This is a genomic window from Humidesulfovibrio sp., from assembly GCF_035560995.1.
In the GTDB taxonomy this organism is placed as follows: domain Bacteria; phylum Desulfobacterota; class Desulfovibrionia; order Desulfovibrionales; family Desulfovibrionaceae; genus Humidesulfovibrio.
Map to the genome: position 1 here is coordinate 1 of NZ_DATMYK010000315.1, position 15,065 is coordinate 15,065.

Annotated in this window: 14 protein-coding genes; 12 read left to right on the top strand and 2 right to left on the bottom strand. The window is 65.9% G+C overall.

Annotated elements, in window-relative coordinates:
- Window positions 1-54: 54 nt before the first annotated feature.
- The 12 genes from VN419_RS12565 to nadB all read left to right on the top strand — a co-directional run bounded on the left by VN419_RS12565 (window position 55) and on the right by nadB (window position 13,230).
- Window positions 55-3,822 carry a proton-conducting transporter membrane subunit gene (locus VN419_RS12565; RefSeq protein WP_325647563.1) on the top strand — a complete coding sequence of 1,256 codons (3,768 nt, stop codon included), beginning with the start codon at window positions 55-57 and terminating at the stop codon, window positions 3,820-3,822.
- Window positions 3,815-4,795, top strand: coding sequence for a complex I subunit 1 family protein (locus VN419_RS12570; RefSeq protein WP_325647564.1), 981 nt, complete (start codon window positions 3,815-3,817; stop codon window positions 4,793-4,795). The genes VN419_RS12565 and VN419_RS12570 overlap by 8 nt, the downstream gene beginning before the upstream one ends.
- A 12-nt stretch (window positions 4,796-4,807) precedes the next feature.
- Entirely contained in the window at window positions 4,808-5,263 is a 456-nt protein-coding gene (locus tag VN419_RS12575) for an NADH-quinone oxidoreductase subunit B family protein (RefSeq protein ID WP_414652932.1), read from the top strand.
- Window positions 5,248-5,775 carry a 4Fe-4S binding protein gene (locus tag VN419_RS12580; RefSeq protein ID WP_325647565.1) on the top strand — a complete coding sequence of 176 codons (528 nt, stop codon included), beginning with the start codon at window positions 5,248-5,250 and terminating at the stop codon, window positions 5,773-5,775. Before VN419_RS12575 ends, VN419_RS12580 begins: the two co-directional genes overlap by 16 nt.
- Window positions 5,772-6,323 carry an NADH-quinone oxidoreductase subunit C gene (locus VN419_RS12585; RefSeq protein WP_325647566.1) on the top strand — a complete coding sequence of 184 codons (552 nt, stop codon included), beginning with the start codon at window positions 5,772-5,774 and terminating at the stop codon, window positions 6,321-6,323. Before VN419_RS12580 ends, VN419_RS12585 begins: the two co-directional genes overlap by 4 nt.
- A complete protein-coding gene (locus VN419_RS12590; protein ID WP_325647567.1) occupies window positions 6,323-7,411 on the top strand; it encodes a nickel-dependent hydrogenase large subunit in 1,089 nt (362 codons plus the stop codon). The genes VN419_RS12585 and VN419_RS12590 overlap by 1 nt, the downstream gene beginning before the upstream one ends.
- A 149-nt stretch (window positions 7,412-7,560) precedes the next feature.
- Entirely contained in the window at window positions 7,561-7,917 is a 357-nt protein-coding gene (gene hypA / locus VN419_RS12595; RefSeq protein ID WP_325647568.1) for a hydrogenase maturation nickel metallochaperone HypA, read from the top strand.
- 5 nt (window positions 7,918-7,922) lie between these two features.
- A complete protein-coding gene (locus VN419_RS12600) occupies window positions 7,923-8,579 on the top strand; it encodes a 4Fe-4S dicluster domain-containing protein (protein WP_325647569.1) in 657 nt (218 codons plus the stop codon).
- Between the two features lie 70 nt (window positions 8,580-8,649).
- The gene (locus VN419_RS12605; RefSeq protein ID WP_325647570.1) at window positions 8,650-9,246 is read left to right on the top strand and encodes a hypothetical protein; all 597 of its coding nucleotides are present in this window, start codon (window positions 8,650-8,652) and stop codon (window positions 9,244-9,246) included.
- A gap of 383 nt (window positions 9,247-9,629) precedes the next feature.
- Window positions 9,630-10,511: a carboxylating nicotinate-nucleotide diphosphorylase gene (gene nadC / locus VN419_RS12610; RefSeq protein ID WP_325647571.1), complete on the top strand. Its 882-nt coding sequence runs from the start codon at window positions 9,630-9,632 to the stop codon at window positions 10,509-10,511.
- 45 nt (window positions 10,512-10,556) lie between these two features.
- Complete coding sequence (gene nadA / locus VN419_RS12615) at window positions 10,557-11,588, top strand: quinolinate synthase NadA (protein WP_325647572.1); 1,032 nt, start codon at window positions 10,557-10,559, stop codon at window positions 11,586-11,588.
- Window positions 11,589-11,637: 49 nt separating this feature from the next.
- On the top strand, window positions 11,638-13,230 hold the full coding sequence (gene nadB, locus VN419_RS12620; protein WP_325647573.1) for an L-aspartate oxidase: 1,593 nt from the start codon (window positions 11,638-11,640) through the stop codon (window positions 13,228-13,230).
- 108 nt (window positions 13,231-13,338) lie between these two features.
- Here the strand turns inward: nadB and rpsT are convergent, their stop codons facing one another.
- Together rpsT and glyS are read right to left on the bottom strand one after the other, a co-directional pair.
- Window positions 13,339-13,605, bottom strand: coding sequence for a 30S ribosomal protein S20 (gene rpsT / locus VN419_RS12625; RefSeq protein WP_325647574.1), 267 nt, complete (start codon window positions 13,603-13,605; stop codon window positions 13,339-13,341).
- Between the two features lie 105 nt (window positions 13,606-13,710).
- Window positions 13,711-15,065 (bottom strand): glycine--tRNA ligase subunit beta (gene glyS, locus VN419_RS12630; RefSeq protein ID WP_325647575.1); only part of this gene is annotated, 1,355 nt, incomplete at its 5' end.

The following is a 15,065-nucleotide window of genomic DNA, read 5'->3' on the forward strand; positions in this document are numbered from 1 at the left end:
ACGACAGAAATGAGCTTTCACTTGGGCTATGCATATGTCGTAAAGGAGACACTTATGCAGATGTCCATCCAGTACGCAATGCTTGCAGGCGTCATGCTCGCACTTGTTGGCGAAGTGTTGGCTCTCCTCTCCTTCAAGGACCTTAAGCAGCTCACGGCATATTCCGCCTGCGCCCAGATAGGGTACGCGCTGGTGGGCTTTGCATCCGGAGAACCGGGCGGTGCAGCCGGAGCCGCGTTACATCTGCTCTACCAAACGGCGGCCAGGACCGTATGGTGGCTGTGCCTGCGGCGGCTGGCGGCGGAACAGGGCGGCTATTCGCTCTCCGCTCTGTCGGGCGCGGGGACCCGACGCCCAGGCCTTGCGCTGCTCTTGGGTTTCTCCGTCTTCACCGCCATCGGCCTGACCCCCTTCACCGCGCCTCCGGGCAAGGAGCTGCTGCTCCTTTCCGCCGTGAAGGGCGGCAACCTGTTCCTCGCACTGGCCCTGGCCGTTGGCGGAATCATCGCCGCCGTCTACTCCGTGCGCATTGTCCACGAAATCTGTCTGAAGCGAGGCAACCAGACCGAGCCCACGTCCGGATATTTCGCCGGTGTCGGCGCGGGCAGCCTGACCATCGCCGGGGCGCTGGCCCTGGCCTGTCTGGCGCCGGGGCCGCTGGTGGCCCTTGTGCAGGGCTGGATGGCGGGCGAAGCCGGGCATCTGCCGGAAATGTCCCCGGGCGGCGGCTGGCCGCTTCCGGTGGTCATCGCCTACCTGGGCGCCTTCGCCATGGTCGCCGTGGGCCGCCTTGCGCCGAAGCTGCGCGGGCTCGCCGCCCTGGCCCTGGCCGCCGCCACCCTCGGCGCGGTGCTGGCCGGGCCGATGCTCGATCCGGCCCTCGGCCCTGTGCGCCAGCTGTTCACCATGCTCTTCGCCCTGGGCGGCGGTCTGGTGGTGGTCTACTCCATCGGCTACATGGCCGGGCACGAGGGCCAGGACCGCTACTTCTTCTTCCTGTTCCTCATGCTCGCCTCGCTCATCGGCCTGGCCTCGGCCTCGGAGGGCGTGGCCTTCTACACCTGCTTCGAGGTCATGACCCTCTCCTCGTACATGCTGGTGGTGCATAAGCGCAGCGACGAGTCCCTGGCCGCGGGCGCCAAGTACCTGATCATGTGCGTGGGCGGCGCGAACGTCATGCAGGTGGGCCTGCTGGCGCTTTCCGCCCACGGCGCGCATGGCGGGCTGGACCAGCTGTCCACGGCGCTGATGGCCTACAGCCCGGCCGGAGCCGCTGGCGTGGCTCTGCTGCTGCTGGCGGGCTTCACGGTCAAGGCGGGCTTCTTCCCCCTGCATTCCTGGCTCCCGGCCGCGCACCCGGTGGCCCCTTCGTCCATCTCCGCGCCCCTGTCCGGCTTGCTGACCAAGGTCGGCGTGTTCGGCGTGGCCCTTGTTGTCGCGGCTCTGGCCAGCGCACCGCATGCGGGCGAATACTCCCAGTGGGTGCTCTGGCTCTTGACCGCCATGGCGGCGGTCACCTTCATCATCGGCGAGGTGATGGCCCTGGCCCAGCAGGACATCAAGCGCATGCTGGCCTACTCCACCCTGGCGCAGATCGGCGAAATCGGTCTGGTGCTGAGCCTGGGCACCTTTGCCGCCACGGCGGGCGCGCTGACCCATGTTTTGAACCACGCGGTGATGAAGGACCTGCTCTTCCTCGCGGCGGGCGGGCTCATCCTGCGCGCGGGCAGCCAGCGCTTAAGCGACCTGGCCGGCATGGGCAAGGCCATGCCCTTCACCGGGGCCTGCATGGCCGTGGGCCTTGTGGCCATCATGGGTCTGCCGCCCATGGGCGGATTCTTCAGCAAGTTTCTGATGCTCCAGGCGGCGCTGGACGCGGGCCAGCCCTGGATCGCCGCGCTGATCCTGGTGGGCGGGCTCATCGGCTGCGTATACTATGGCCGGATCATCAAGGTGCTCTTCTTCAGCCGGTACGAGGGCGCTCCCGTGGGCCCGCTGCCCATTACCATGGGCCTGTCCATCGGTGTGCTGGCGGCCCTGGCGTTGTGCTCCGGCCTGTTCCCGGCGCAGTGGACCGGGCTTGTGCTGCCCGCGGCCGCGGCGCTCTTCCCGGCCGGGGGCGCGCTGCCCGACATCGCCATCAACTGGCCGCCCGCCGTGGTTCTGCCGCTTGTCGGCGCAGTGCTGGTCATTCTCCTGCGCAACAACCTGAAGCGCTGCGGCGGCGCGGCCACGGCAAGCCTGGTGCTGGCCTTTGGCGCGGCCCTGGCCGCAACGGCCTTCCCCAGCGACCTGCAACGCTACTTCGCCCTGCTGGTGCTGGCCCTGGGCGTGCTGAACGTGGCCTACTCGACGGGCTACATGTCGCACAGTCACACCGCGTGGCGCTTTTTCGCCGTTTTCCTGGTCATGATCAGCGGCCTTGTGGGCATGACCACGGTCAGTTCGCTCATCGCCTTCTTCTGCTTCTGGGAGATCATGAGCAGCTGGCCGCTGTTCTTCGCCATCATCCACGAGGAAACCCCTTCCGCCCTCAAGGAGGGCACCAAGTACTTCCTGTTCAACATCGCCGGAGCCTCGTTCCTGTTCATGGGCGTGCTGCTTCTGGGCCACGCCTGCGGCGGCTACGGCGTCGAGGTGATCGCCCGGGCCATCGCCGCCTCCCCGGCGGAGGTCTGGCTGCCCGGCCTGTGCCTCATGGGCGTGGGCATGCTGATGAAGGCGGCCATGCTGCCCGTGCGCATCGACTGGCAGATGCACCCGCCCACCGCGCCCACGCCGGTCAGCGGCTACATCTCGGCCATGCTGCTCAAGAGCGGACCCTTCGGCATCCTGTTCCTGCGCTTCATTCTGGCCCAGGGCGCCACGGGCGGCGCGGCCCAGGCCCTGGACCAGGCCATGTATGTAGGCGCGTGGATAGGCGGCGTCACCATCCTGTACGCGGGCGTAAAGGCCCTGGTGCAGACGGGCATCAAGGAGATGCTCATCTACTCCACCGTGAGCCAGCTGGGCTACATCGTGCTCGGCGTATGCCTGGACACGCCCCTTGGCGTGATGGGCGGCCTGCAGCACCTGTTCAACCACATGCTCTTCAAGGATCTGGCGTTCTTGTGCGCAGGCGCGCTGATGTTCGCCAGCCACGCCCACAACCTGGAGGAGCTGGGAGGCATGGGCCGCAAGATGCCGGTGACCTTCCTGTGCTTCAGCGTGGCGCTGTTCTCCGCCGCGGGCATGCCGCCCTTCAACGGCTTCAGCTCCAAGCTGACCATCTACTACGCCCTGGTGGAGCGCGGCGACATCATCCTGGCGATCATCGCCATCCTCTCCAGCGTCATCACCCTGGCCTACTTCCTCAAGTTCATGCACGGGGCCTTCTTCGGCCAGCTTTCGCCCGCAGCGGAGCATGCCCAGGAAGTGGGCCCGGCCATGCGCGTCCCAATGATCATTCTGGCCACCTTGTGCCTGGTCACCGGCGTGTTCCCCGGCCTGGCGCTCATTCCCATTGCCGGGCTGGAGCAGTCCCTGGGCATCGCCGCCCCGGCCGTCGCCCTCACGGGCATCGCCTCCGGCATGGGCGCAAGCAACAGTACGCTGCTCTGCTTCATGCTCCTGCTCGTGGGCGGCGGGGTGTGGCTCGCCGTGTCGCGGCTCACCAGCCAGCGTGTGCGGCGCACGGCCATCCACACCTGCGGCGAGACCAGCCTGGACCAGCGCTTCACCCGCGTGCGCGCCGGAGACCTGTACGCCGCGCCCATACAGCTGCTGGCGGGCATGACCAAGGGCCACTTCTCGCTCAAGCGCCTTGGAGGTGAACATGACTAGCGTCCTGGAAGCGGCCTTCGCCGTGCTGATCTTCCCGGGCGGGCTTTTCGCCCTGGCCCTGGGCCTGTTCCTCAAGGGCGCGGACAGGAAGGTGCTGGCCCGGTTGCAGCGCCGCGTGGGCCCGCCTCTGTACCAGCCCGTGCTCGACCTCATCAAGCTGATGACCAAGGAGACGCTCATCCCCACCACGGCCAATGAAGTGGCCTTCCGCCTGGCCCCGGTGCTGGGCCTCACCGGCGTGCTGGTGACGGCGGCGGTGATGCCCATCGGCGGCGTATGGAGCGGCGTGACCGGCCTGGGCGACCTCTTGGTGCTTTTGTACCTGCTGCCCATTCCGGCCATGGGCCTGATGCTTGCGGGCGGAGCTTCCAGCTCACCCTACGGCGCGCTGGGCTTTTCCCGCGAGATGTGCGTTATGTTCGCCTACGAGATGCCGCTCATCGCCTCGTTCCTGGCCGTGGCCGTGCGCGTGGGCGGGGCCACCGGCTCTTTCCTGTCGCTGCCGGCCATCATGGACTACCAGTTCCAGCACGGGCCGTTGCTCTTGGATCCGGTGATGCTGCCCGCGGCCCTTGCGCTCATCATCTTCATCCCCGGCACCATGGGCCACGGCCTGTTCGACATCCCCGAAGCCGAGCCCGAGGTCATCGAGGGACCGCTGCTCGAATACTCCGGCCCGCTCTTGGCGGTGTTCAACCTCATGAGCGCGGTGAAGCTGGTGGTGGTGCTGGAGCTGGCCGTGGCGCTCCTGTTCCCCAACCCGCTCTTCCCCGTCGGCATGGGCGGCGGAATCGGCCTGCTGGGCAACCTGGCCTGGCATGTGTGCAAGTGCCTGGTGCTGCTCATGCTGTCGGTCACGTGCTTCCGGGCGGCCACGGGACGGCTGCGGCTGGACCAGGGCTTCTCGTTCTTCGTGAAGTACACTTCGCCGCTGGCCCTGGTGAGCCTCGGCTTGGCGTTCATGCTGCGCTAGAGAGGATACCCGATGCTGCAATTCCTGAACAAGCTCGCCACGCGCTCCCCGTGGATCTACCGGATCAACGCGGGGAGCTGCAACGGCTGCGATGTGGAGATGGCCACGGCCGCGCTGATTCCGCGCTACGACGTGGAGCGCCTGGGCTGCAAGTACTGCGGCAGCCCGCGCCACGCGGACGTGGTGCTGATTTCCGGTCCGCTGACCTTACGCGTGCGCGACAAGGTGCTGCGGGTCTACGACGAAATCCCGCATCCCAAGGTCACGGTGGCCATCGGCGTGTGCCCGGTTTCCGGCGGGTGCTTCCGCGACGGCTATTCCGTCGGCGCGGACATCGACCACTACATTCCGCTGGATGTCATCGTGCCTGGCTGCCCGCCCAGGCCGCAGGCCATCATGGAAGGCGTGCTCAAGGCGGTGGAAGTCTGGCGCGCAAGGCTTGAGGAGGGCGTATGCTCCCATTCCTGAAGATCATGGTTCGCAATCTCATCTTCGGGCCCTCGACCGATCCCTTCCCCTTCGCCCCGGCGAAGACCCATGAGAACTTTCGCGGCTGCGCGGTGTTCGATCCGGAGAAGTGCATTCTCTGCGGCATTTGCCGCCACGTGTGCGCGGCCGGTGCCATCCAGATCCGCGTGAACGAGGAAGGCACCGGCATGCAGTACCTGCTGTGGCACAACTCCTGCGTGTTCTGCGGCATGTGCGCCCACTACTGCCCCACGGGCGCGCTGACCATGTCCAGCAACTGGCACCTGACGCACCTGGGGGAAGAGAAGTTCACCAACTGCATCTCAAGCTTCATCCACTTCGGAGAATGCGCCCAATGCGGCGCCAAGATCCAGCCGCGCCCCCAGGCCATCGTGGATAAGCTCGGCCCGCGCTCGCCCGAACGTTTCCTGCTGTGTCCCAAGTGCAAGCGCGAGAGCATCGCCAAGCACGTGGCCAAGGTCCACTCCATCACCACCCAGGATCGCCCATGAACGAGATAGCGAAGCAAGCGACAGAGAAGGCCGTGGCCCAGGTGCTCGGCAACGGCTTTCTGCACTGGACCACGGACGCCCTGGGCAACGCCTTCGGCTGGGTGAAGCTCTGCGACCCGAGGAGCCTGCCCGTCATCGCGCCCCTGCTGGCCGAGGCCGGGGCCCGGCTCATGACCATCACCGCCTACCGCAACGATAAGTTCGCCCGCATGGAAGGCCGCGAGATCGCCTACCATTTCGACCTGGACGGTTTGGCCGTCACCGTCACGGCCTGCCTGCCCGACGACCCGCCGCGTGTTCCGTCCATCACCCCGTGGTTCAAGAACGCGGACTGGAACGAGCGCGAGTTCGCCGAACTCTACGGCATCGTGCTGGAGAACCACCCCAACCCGCGCCGCCTGTTCGTGGACAAGGACCTGGACGCGGGCCTGCTGGACCGGCTGATCCCGCTTTCCACCCTGATGAACGGCGCCTCGACCTCCACGCTGTGGGAAAAGGTCTTTGCCGGAAAGGAACTGCCCGGCTGGGCCAAGGGAGATGCAAACTGATGTCCTCCTCCACCTTCACCTTGCCGGTGGGTCCCCTGCATGTGGCCCTGGAAGAACCCATGTACTTCGACATCCAGGTCGAGGGCGAAACCGTGCGCGGGGTCGAGCTGGCCGCCGGGCACGTGCACCGCGGCATGGAAGCCCTGGCCATGCAACGCAACTACTTCCAGAACATCACCCTGACCGAGCGCGTCTGCTCCCTGTGCTCCAACAGCCACCCGGCCACCTACTGCATGGCCGTGGAGAACTTAAGCGGCCTCGCCGTGCCGGAGCGGGCCAGATATCTGCGGGTCATCGCCGACGAGACCAAGCGCATCGCCTCGCACCTGTTCAACGTGGGCATCATGGCCCACCTGACGGGCTTCGACTCCCTGTTCATGCACGCCATGGAAGTGCGGGAAATCATGCAGGACGCCAAGGAAGGCGTGTACGGCAACCGCATGAACCTGGGCCAGTGCGTCATCGGCGGCTGCCGCCGCGACATCGACGACGACACCGCCGCCTTCCTCTCGGGCCAGCTGGAGCAGCTCAAGCCGCAGCTGGACGAGCTGTACGGGGTGTTCGAGCGCGACCCGCTCATCCGCACCCGCACCCGGGGCATCGGCCTTCTGCCCTTTGAGGAAGCCAGGCGCCACGCCGTGGTGGGCCCCGTGGCCCGCGCCTCCGGCGTGGCCTACGATGTGCGGCGCAAGGCCCCATACGCCATGTACCCTGAACTCGACTTCGAGGTGCAGACCGACAGCAAGGGCGACGTGCATTCGCGGGCGCTCCTGCGCCTGCGTGAGGCCGTCGAATCGGTGAAGATCATCGAGCAGTGCCTGCGCCAGATGCCCGCCGGCCCCATCGCCACGGACGGCATGCCGCTGATTCCCCCAGGCGAGGCCGTGGCCCGCAGCGAGGCGCCCCGGGGCGAGGTGTTCTACTATGTGCGCTCCGACGGCACGGACACGCCCCAGCGGCTCAAGTGGCGCGTGCCGACCTACATGAACTGGGAGGCGCTGCAAGTCATGCTGGCAAATTGTCAGGTAGCCGACATTGCGCTCATAGTGAACAGCATCGATCCCTGCGTCTCATGCACTGAACGCTAGTCCGCATCCATTTCATCGCCTGGGAGGCCGTTTCGGCGGCCTTCTTTTTTGTGAAATTTTTTACAAGCGTCGTCCTACTGACATTATCCCGTCCGCAATTCCAGTAAGAGAAAGGCCGTACGCTGCGAAAACGGATGGATGGACCCGGTATGCATGAATCCTCGATGGCCATGAGCATTCTCGGAATTGTGACCGACGAGGCGCATCGGGCGCGCGTGGGCGCAGTCCAGAGTGTGTGCCTGTGCCTCGGCGAGCTGGCCGCGGTGGAGGCGACGACGCTTTCCGCCTGCTTCGAGATGCTGTCCGAAGGCACCATCGCGGACAAGGCGAAGCTGGTCATCAAGCGCATTCCGGCCACAGGCACGTGCCTGCTTTGCGAGGCCACGGTGCGCAGGCAGGACAGGCGCATGCGCTGCCACGCCTGCGGAACCGGTTCCATCAAGCTTGCGACCGGACGGGAATTATACGTGGAAAGCATAGAAGTCGAAAATTCACTGCAGGGGTGACGAGCATGTCGAATCTTACCCAAAATCACATCATTCATGCCAATCCTGAAAAGTGCATCGGCTGCAAGAAGTGCGAAATGGCCTGCGTCAGCGCGCACATCAACCTCCCGTACAAGGAGGCCAAGAAGCGCGGGCTGCCGGTCATGCCTCGCATCAAGGTCATGAAGGTCGACAACCTCAAGTATCCGACACAGTGTCACCACTGCGCCGACGCCCCCTGCGCCAACGCCTGCCCCTTCGGGCTCATCCACCGCGTCGACGGCGTGGTCATGGTCAATGAGGAAATGTGCGTGGGCTGCAAGATGTGCGTCATGGCCTGCCCCTTCGGCGCCATCGAGGTCGGCGTGGAGGGCGAGGTGGGTTTCACCGGGCGCAAGAACCAGGCTTCGGCCAAGAAGTGCGACCTGTGCCAAGCCTGGCGCGCCGACACCGGCAAGGAAGTGTGCGCCTGCGTGGAGGCCTGCCCAAAGAACGCTTTGGAGATAATCAATATATCTTCGTATGTTGAGCTTGCCGCGAAGATGAGCGTCACCCAACTTCACCGCCTGCGCCAGGCCCACCTGGAGCGTGCCAGCCAGGAATCCCTCAGACCACAGCCACAGAACTTGGACCCTGTCCCTCCGCAGGTTCAGGGAGCTGCCGCCACGGAAGCGCCGAAATAGTTTAAGGCTGAACGATGCGCCGAAGGGCGCGCACCACGACCATCCACAAGACTAGAAAGAGGTAACTGCAATGGATCTTGCGATCACCATCACCGGGCACCGCTGCGACTTGGCCCTGCATCCCATCTCTCCCAGTTCGGCGGGAACCATCGAGCGGCTTGGCCGCAAGCTCTACGCCAAGAAGTATCTGGAATGGTGGCGCCAGGGCCGCACCAGCACCTGCGGAGTGAAGTACGACGGCATCTGCTCCATCGACGCGCTCGTCGGCGGCGACACCGTCCCGTTCGATACCTCGGCCATTGCAGATTCGGCCATGCTCTTCGCCAATCGCCACTACATCGACACCAAGGTGCAGTATCTGGCCCTGCTGGGTTATGACGATGAATTCTGCAAGACGCACTGGAAGTGGCGGAACGTTGCGCGCTTCGAGCCCCAGAAACTGGGCTTCGTCGTCCACCGCTGGGATCAGCTCCTGGGCGCCCAGGACTACCTGATCATCGAGGACATCATCTACGACGGCCGCCACGCCGACGAGGAGGCCTGCGGCAAGAGCCGGGGCTTCAACCTCGTCGATCCGAAGATCATCGACCTCAAGGAAGTGCGCAAGGGGCTGGGCGTGCAGCTGCCTTTTGTCCCAGGTTACCAGCGAATTTCTCAACTGTCCTGAGGCCGGTGCTTAACGCCCGGACAAAGGATAACCCAATCAAGGCCCAACACTTCTCCGGCGGTTCACCAGAGAAGTTACCGACAGCCGTCCGGCTTCGCCCGCACACCCCATCGTGCCGGCGCAGCCGGACGGTCCGTTTGGAACGGTTCCCCCCGCTCCAGGCCGCCATGTCAGTCTGCCTGAACCCTCCTGCGGGGGGAGGCGGCGCAATGCGCCACGCTGGCCAGGAGCCAACGCAAGCGGCAATATTCGCCCCTGCCCCAAGTTGACGGGCCGGGGCTGGTCTTGTACGTTCCGGCCCACGAATTTGTGGTCCGCCGCACGCGCGGACCGTCACCGCGCGCCCCTTCCGGCCCGGGCGCAGAGCCAAAGGAATGCACAGCATGTCCGCCACCGATTCCGCCTCCCTGTTCGACGATTTCTTCAAGGCCGAGGCCAAGCTCTTCCTGCTGGCAGGCATCCGCATCGCCCTTTCCGAGGACGGCAAGGACCTGACCAGCGAAGGCATTTTCAGCGACGACGACCTGGCCACCGCGCACATCGTGTCCAAGGACCACGCGGTCATCGCGGGCCTGCCGCTCATTCCGCTGATCCTGGAGTTCGCGGGCTGCGAGTTCCAGCACATGCTGAACGTGGACGAGGGCGACCGCGTGGGCCCCGGCGCGCTCATCGCGGCCATCCAGGGCCCGGCCCGGCACCTCTTGCGCACGGAGCGCGTGATCCTGAACTACCTGTGCCATCTGTCCGGCATAGCCACCCTGACGGCCAAGTACGTGGAGGCGCTCAAGGGCAGCCGCACCACCCTGCTCGATACCCGCAAGACCCTGCCGGGGCTCCGATATCCCGAAAAATACGCCGTGCGCGTGGGCGGGGCCCAAAACCACCGTCTGAACCTTTCCCAAATGCTCATGGTCAAGGACAACCACAGCGACCGCGCAGGGGGGATCACCCCGGCCGTGGAGAAACTGCGCGCCGCCTATGGCGAGGACTGCCCGCCCATAGAGGTGGAGTGCCGCAGCTTCGACGAGGTGGACGAGGCCGTGCGCAGCAAGGTCAGCCGCATCATGCTGGACAACATGGACCTGGAGGAGCTGGCCCAGGCCCTGGCCCGCGTGCCCGCGGGCATAGAAACCGAGGTCAGCGGCGGGGTGAACCTGGAGAACATCGCGGCCATCGGCGCCATCGGCCCGGACTTCGTTTCCGTGGGCCGCCTCACCCACTCCGCCCCGGTGGCCGACTTGAGCATGCGCATCAGCGCGCTGTAGCCAGAACCCGGAACCTCACGTTTCACGGACGGAGACGACACGCACATGACTTCCGCACACGAGCGCATCGAGGCCGCGCGCAAGCGCTACGGCAGCCGCCTGGCCATTCTGGGCCACCACTACCAGAACGAAGCGGTGATCCGCCACACGGACTTCCAGGGCGACTCCCTGGAGCTGGCGCGCAAAATAGGCGGCCTTGAGGCCGAACATGTGGTGTTCTGCGGCGTGTACTTCATGGCCGAATCCGCCGTGGCCCTGGCCAGGCCCGGGCAGAAGATCCACATTCCCCACGCCGACGCCACCTGCCCCATGGCCGACATGGCCCCGGCCCAGCGCGTGGAGGACGTGCTGAACGAGCTGCGCAGCCAGGGCAAGCTCGTGATCCCCCTGGCCTACGTGAACTCCAGCGCCGAGGTGAAGGCCATCTGCGGCCTGTATGGCGGCAGCGTGTGCACCAGCGCCAACGCCAAGGTCATGCTCGAATGGGCCCTGCAGCAAGGCGATGCCGTGCTCTTTCTGCCCGACAAGCACCTGGGCAACAATACCGCGAACCAGCTGAACATTCCCCAGGGCGAGCGCCTGCAGGTCAGCATCCGCCCCGGGCAGCCCGTGGTGGACATGAAGAAGGCCGCCTACGCCCGGCTGCTGCTCTGGCCCGGTTCCTGCGTCATCCACCACGCCCTCAAAAAGCAGCACCTGGATGACATCCGCAGGGCCATACCCGGCGTGAAAATCGTGGTCCACCCGGAGTGCTCCCCGGCCGTGGTGCGCGCGGCGGACAGCGCGGGCTCCACCTCGCACATCATCCGCTACTGCGCCCAGGCCGCGCCAGGGGCCAAAATCGCCATCGGCACCGAAGTGAACCTGGTGCTGCGTCTGGCCGACAAGCACAAGGCCGAGGGCAAGGTCATCGTGCCCATCAAGACCATGCGCTGCACCAACATGGCCAAGACCACCGAGGAGCGCCTGGCTGAGCTGCTGGACAACCTGGACGCCGCAACTCCCCTTTCGCTGCCCGCAGACGTGTCCGAACACGCCCAGGTGGCGCTCACGCGCATGCTCGACATCTGTTCCTAGAACGCCCAGCGGGCGCACGGCTGCCCCGGCGGCAGCCAAAGGACCGTCCATGAACGACTATCGCCTGAAGACCGACGTCCTGGTCATCGGCTCCGGCATCGCCGGTTCCCTGGCCGCGCTCAACCTGGCCGATTCCGGCGCGGACGTGACCCTCATCACTTCCGGCGAGGATCTCTTTTCGGGCAACACCAGGCTCGCCCAGGGCGGCATCGTGTTCCACTCCGAGGACGACGACCCCGGCATTCTGGAAAAGGACATCCTGACCGCCGGGTGGAAGCAGAACTACCTGCGGGCCGTGCGCTACCTGTGCCACAAGGGCCCGAAGGTCCTGCAGAAGACCCTCATCGACGCCTACCACGTGCCCTTTGCCCACCGCGACCCGGACTCCTGGTACTTCACACGCGAGGGCGGCCACAGCGTGGCGCGCATCCTGTACGCCAAGGACCACACCGGCCTGACCATCATGGAGCAGCTGACCAAGGCGGTAAGCGACTGCCCGAACATCCGCGTACTGACAAAGCGCACGGCCATCGACCTTTTGTCCACCCACCACCACGCCATGCACCTGGACTTCAAGTACAATCTGGCCAACCAGTGCGTGGGGGCCTATGTGTTCAACGAGGCTCTGGGACAGGTGGAGATCATCCTGGCCGACTTCACCATCCTGGCTACGGGCGGGGCCGGGCGCATCTACCTGCACAGCACCAACTCGCGCGAGGCCATCGGCTCCGGCCTTTCCATGGCCCACCGCGCCGGGGCCAAGCTGCACAACCTGGAATACGTGCAGTTCCACCCCACGGCCTTCTACCAGGGCGCCCGGCGCTTCGAGCGGCGCTTCCTGATATCCGAGGCCGTGCGCGGCGAGGGGGCGCGGCTGGTGAACGGCGCGGGCGAGGCCTTCATGGCGCGCTACGACCAGCGCGCCGACCTGGCCCCGCGCGACATCGTCACCCGGGCCATCATGGCCGAGATGCTGCACACCGGCGAGGACTGCGTGTACCTGGACACCACGCGCGGCATGCACGACGAGGTGGCCGAGCGCTTCCCCACCATCTACAGCAAATGCCTGGAGCACGGCGTGGACATGCGCAGCGCGCCCATTCCCGTGGTGCCCGCGGCGCACTACTTCTGCGGCGGCATTTTGGTCGACACGCGCGGCCGCACCACCCTGGAGCGCCTGTACGCGGCCGGGGAATGCACCTGCACGGGCGTGCACGGGGCCAACCGCCTGGCCAGCACCTCGCTGCTCGAGGCCATGCTCTGGGGCCACAGCGCGGGGCAGGACATCGCCAAGCGCCTGGGGGCCAAGTGGCGGCTGTCCAAGAAGCTGGCCGACTCCATCCCGGACTGGCAGAACCCCGGCGACATCCAGAACGAGGACCCGGCGCTCATCGCCCAGGACTGGGCCACCATCCGCAACACCATGTGGAACTACGTGGGCATCATCCGCTCCACCGCCCGCCTGCGCCGCGCCTTTGAGGACCTGCGCACCCTGTCCAAGAACATGCACGACTTCTACAAGCAGACGCCCATCAGCAAGCCCATCATCGACCTGTTCCACGGCTGCCAGACAGCCTATGTGGTCACCCAGGCGGCCATGCGGAACAAGAAGAGCCTGGGGTGTCATTATCGGGTGGATTAGGCTGCGGGTGCCAAACCCGCTTTTGACGGCACAACGGCACACGCAACGCAAAAAGCCCGCCACCGGAGAACCGGGGCGGGCTTTGTCGTCAGACAGGGGGAGTAAGGCTTAGACGGCCAGCTTGTTGATGGCGGTCTGCAGGCGCGCGATGCAGCGGCCGGCCTTCTTCCAGTGGATGACCTTCTTGGACGCGGCCTTGTCCAGCACGGAGCTGGCGAGGGTAAGGGCCGCGGTGGCCTTCTCCGCGCTCTTCTCGGCCAGGGCCTGGCGCACGGCCTTCACCACATTTTTGATGCGGGTCTTGACGGCCTTGTTACGGGCCTGGCGCTTAAGGCTCTGACGGTGTCTCTTCAAGGCGGAAGTATGATTGGCCAAGGCTCTATCTCCTGATTCTTTTTTGGTGTTCAGTCCCGACAATGAGTCGAGACAGGGTGCTTACCTAGAACGCACGCAGCTTGTCAAGCTGTTTTTTGTCCGGCCCTAAACCTGAAGCGCGCTGAAATCGGCCAGGCGGCCCAGCCGCTCCACCAGCGCGTACAGCATGTTCAAACGATTCTGCCGCAGGGCCGGGTCCTCGGCCATGACCATGACCTTGTCGAAGAAGGCGTCCACGGACGGGCGCAGCTCCTCCAGCATGGCGAACAGCCCGGCGAAGTCCGACGCCGCCCAGAGCTCCTCGAAGCGTCCGGCGCTCTCGCGCAGGGCGGCCGCCAGCACGCGCTCCTCGTCCGTTTCCAGCAGGGCGTCGTTGATGGTCACGGTGAGCGCCGCGTCGGCCTCGGCCCCCTGCTTGCGGATGATGTTGGCCGCGCGCTTGAAGGTCAGCACCGACTGCTCGAAGTCCGTCTGGCGGCTGAAGGTGGCCAGAGCGTCGAAGCGCAGCTTGAGGGTGTGGATGTCGGCAAAGCCCGCGCCGAGCGCGGCGTCGGCCACGCGGCTGTCGCCCTCGCCGCTGGCGAAGAGCGCGCGCAAACGCTGGCCGAAGAAGTCCAGCATCTTGGCCCGCGCCTCGGCCGGGGCCAGCTTCCACTTCACGCCCGCAAGGCCTTCGGCCTTCTCGTAGCCTTCCTGGGCCCAGGCCAGCAGCTCGTCGAGCTTGAGCATGAGCCCGTGCTCCATGATGATGCGGCTGATGCCCAGCGCCGCGCGGCGCAGGGCATAGGGATCGGCCGCGCCGGTGGGGATCATCCCCAGGCCGAAGCAGCCGGCCATGGTGTCGGCCTTGTCGGCGATGGCCAAAAGCGCGCCGGAAAGGGTGGCGGGCACCGGCGAATCCGGCCCGGCGGGCAGGTACTGCTCGGCGATGGCCTGGGCCACCAGTTCGCTCTCGCCCTTCTTGCGCGCGTAGATGCCACCGATGACGCCCTGCAGGCAGTCGAACTCGTACACCAGCTCGCTCATGAGGTCGGCCTTGGCCAAGCGCCCGGCCCGGGCCATGTCCGCCACGGGCAGGCCGCAAGCCTCGGCCAGTTTGGCGCACAGCACCTCCAGGCGGCGGGACTTGTCGCCCATGCTGCCCAGGGGGCCCAAAAAGACCACGCTGTCGAGCTTGCCCAGCCACTCGTCGAACCGGGTGTCCAGGTCGGCCTCCCAGAAGAAGCGGGCGTCCTCAAGCCGGGCCTTCAGCACGCGCTCCCAGCCCTTCTTGACGATGGCCATGTCCGTGGGCTCGATGTTCAAGGTGGTGAGGAAGAAGGGCAGCAGGTTGCCGTCGGCGCCCTTTATGCCGAAGCTCTTCTGATGGCTCTGCATGCTGGTCAGAAGCACCTGCGCGGGCAGCTCCAGGTACAGGCGCGCGAACTCGCCCAGAATCGGGCGGGGAAATTCCACCAGGT

Excerpts from the sequence above, each read along its gene's own strand:
- VN419_RS12580 (WP_325647565.1), top strand. The coding sequence starts at position 5,248 with ATGCTCCCATTCCTGAAGATCATGGTTCGCAATCTCATCTTCGGGCCC.
- hypA (WP_325647568.1), top strand. The coding sequence starts at position 7,561 with ATGCATGAATCCTCGATGGCCATGAGCATTCTCGGAATTGTGACCGAC.
- VN419_RS12565 (WP_325647563.1), top strand. The coding sequence starts at position 55 with ATGCAGATGTCCATCCAGTACGCAATGCTTGCAGGCGTCATGCTCGCA.
- VN419_RS12570 (WP_325647564.1), top strand. The coding sequence starts at position 3,815 with ATGACTAGCGTCCTGGAAGCGGCCTTCGCCGTGCTGATCTTCCCGGGC.
- VN419_RS12600 (WP_325647569.1), top strand. The coding sequence starts at position 7,923 with ATGTCGAATCTTACCCAAAATCACATCATTCATGCCAATCCTGAAAAG.
- nadA (WP_325647572.1), top strand. The coding sequence starts at position 10,557 with ATGACTTCCGCACACGAGCGCATCGAGGCCGCGCGCAAGCGCTACGGC.
- nadC (WP_325647571.1), top strand. The coding sequence starts at position 9,630 with ATGTCCGCCACCGATTCCGCCTCCCTGTTCGACGATTTCTTCAAGGCC.
- VN419_RS12605 (WP_325647570.1), top strand. The coding sequence starts at position 8,650 with ATGGATCTTGCGATCACCATCACCGGGCACCGCTGCGACTTGGCCCTG.
- nadB (WP_325647573.1), top strand. The coding sequence starts at position 11,638 with ATGAACGACTATCGCCTGAAGACCGACGTCCTGGTCATCGGCTCCGGC.
- VN419_RS12585 (WP_325647566.1), top strand. The coding sequence starts at position 5,772 with ATGAACGAGATAGCGAAGCAAGCGACAGAGAAGGCCGTGGCCCAGGTG.
- VN419_RS12590 (WP_325647567.1), top strand. The coding sequence starts at position 6,323 with ATGTCCTCCTCCACCTTCACCTTGCCGGTGGGTCCCCTGCATGTGGCC.
- VN419_RS12575 (WP_414652932.1), top strand. The coding sequence starts at position 4,808 with ATGCTGCAATTCCTGAACAAGCTCGCCACGCGCTCCCCGTGGATCTAC.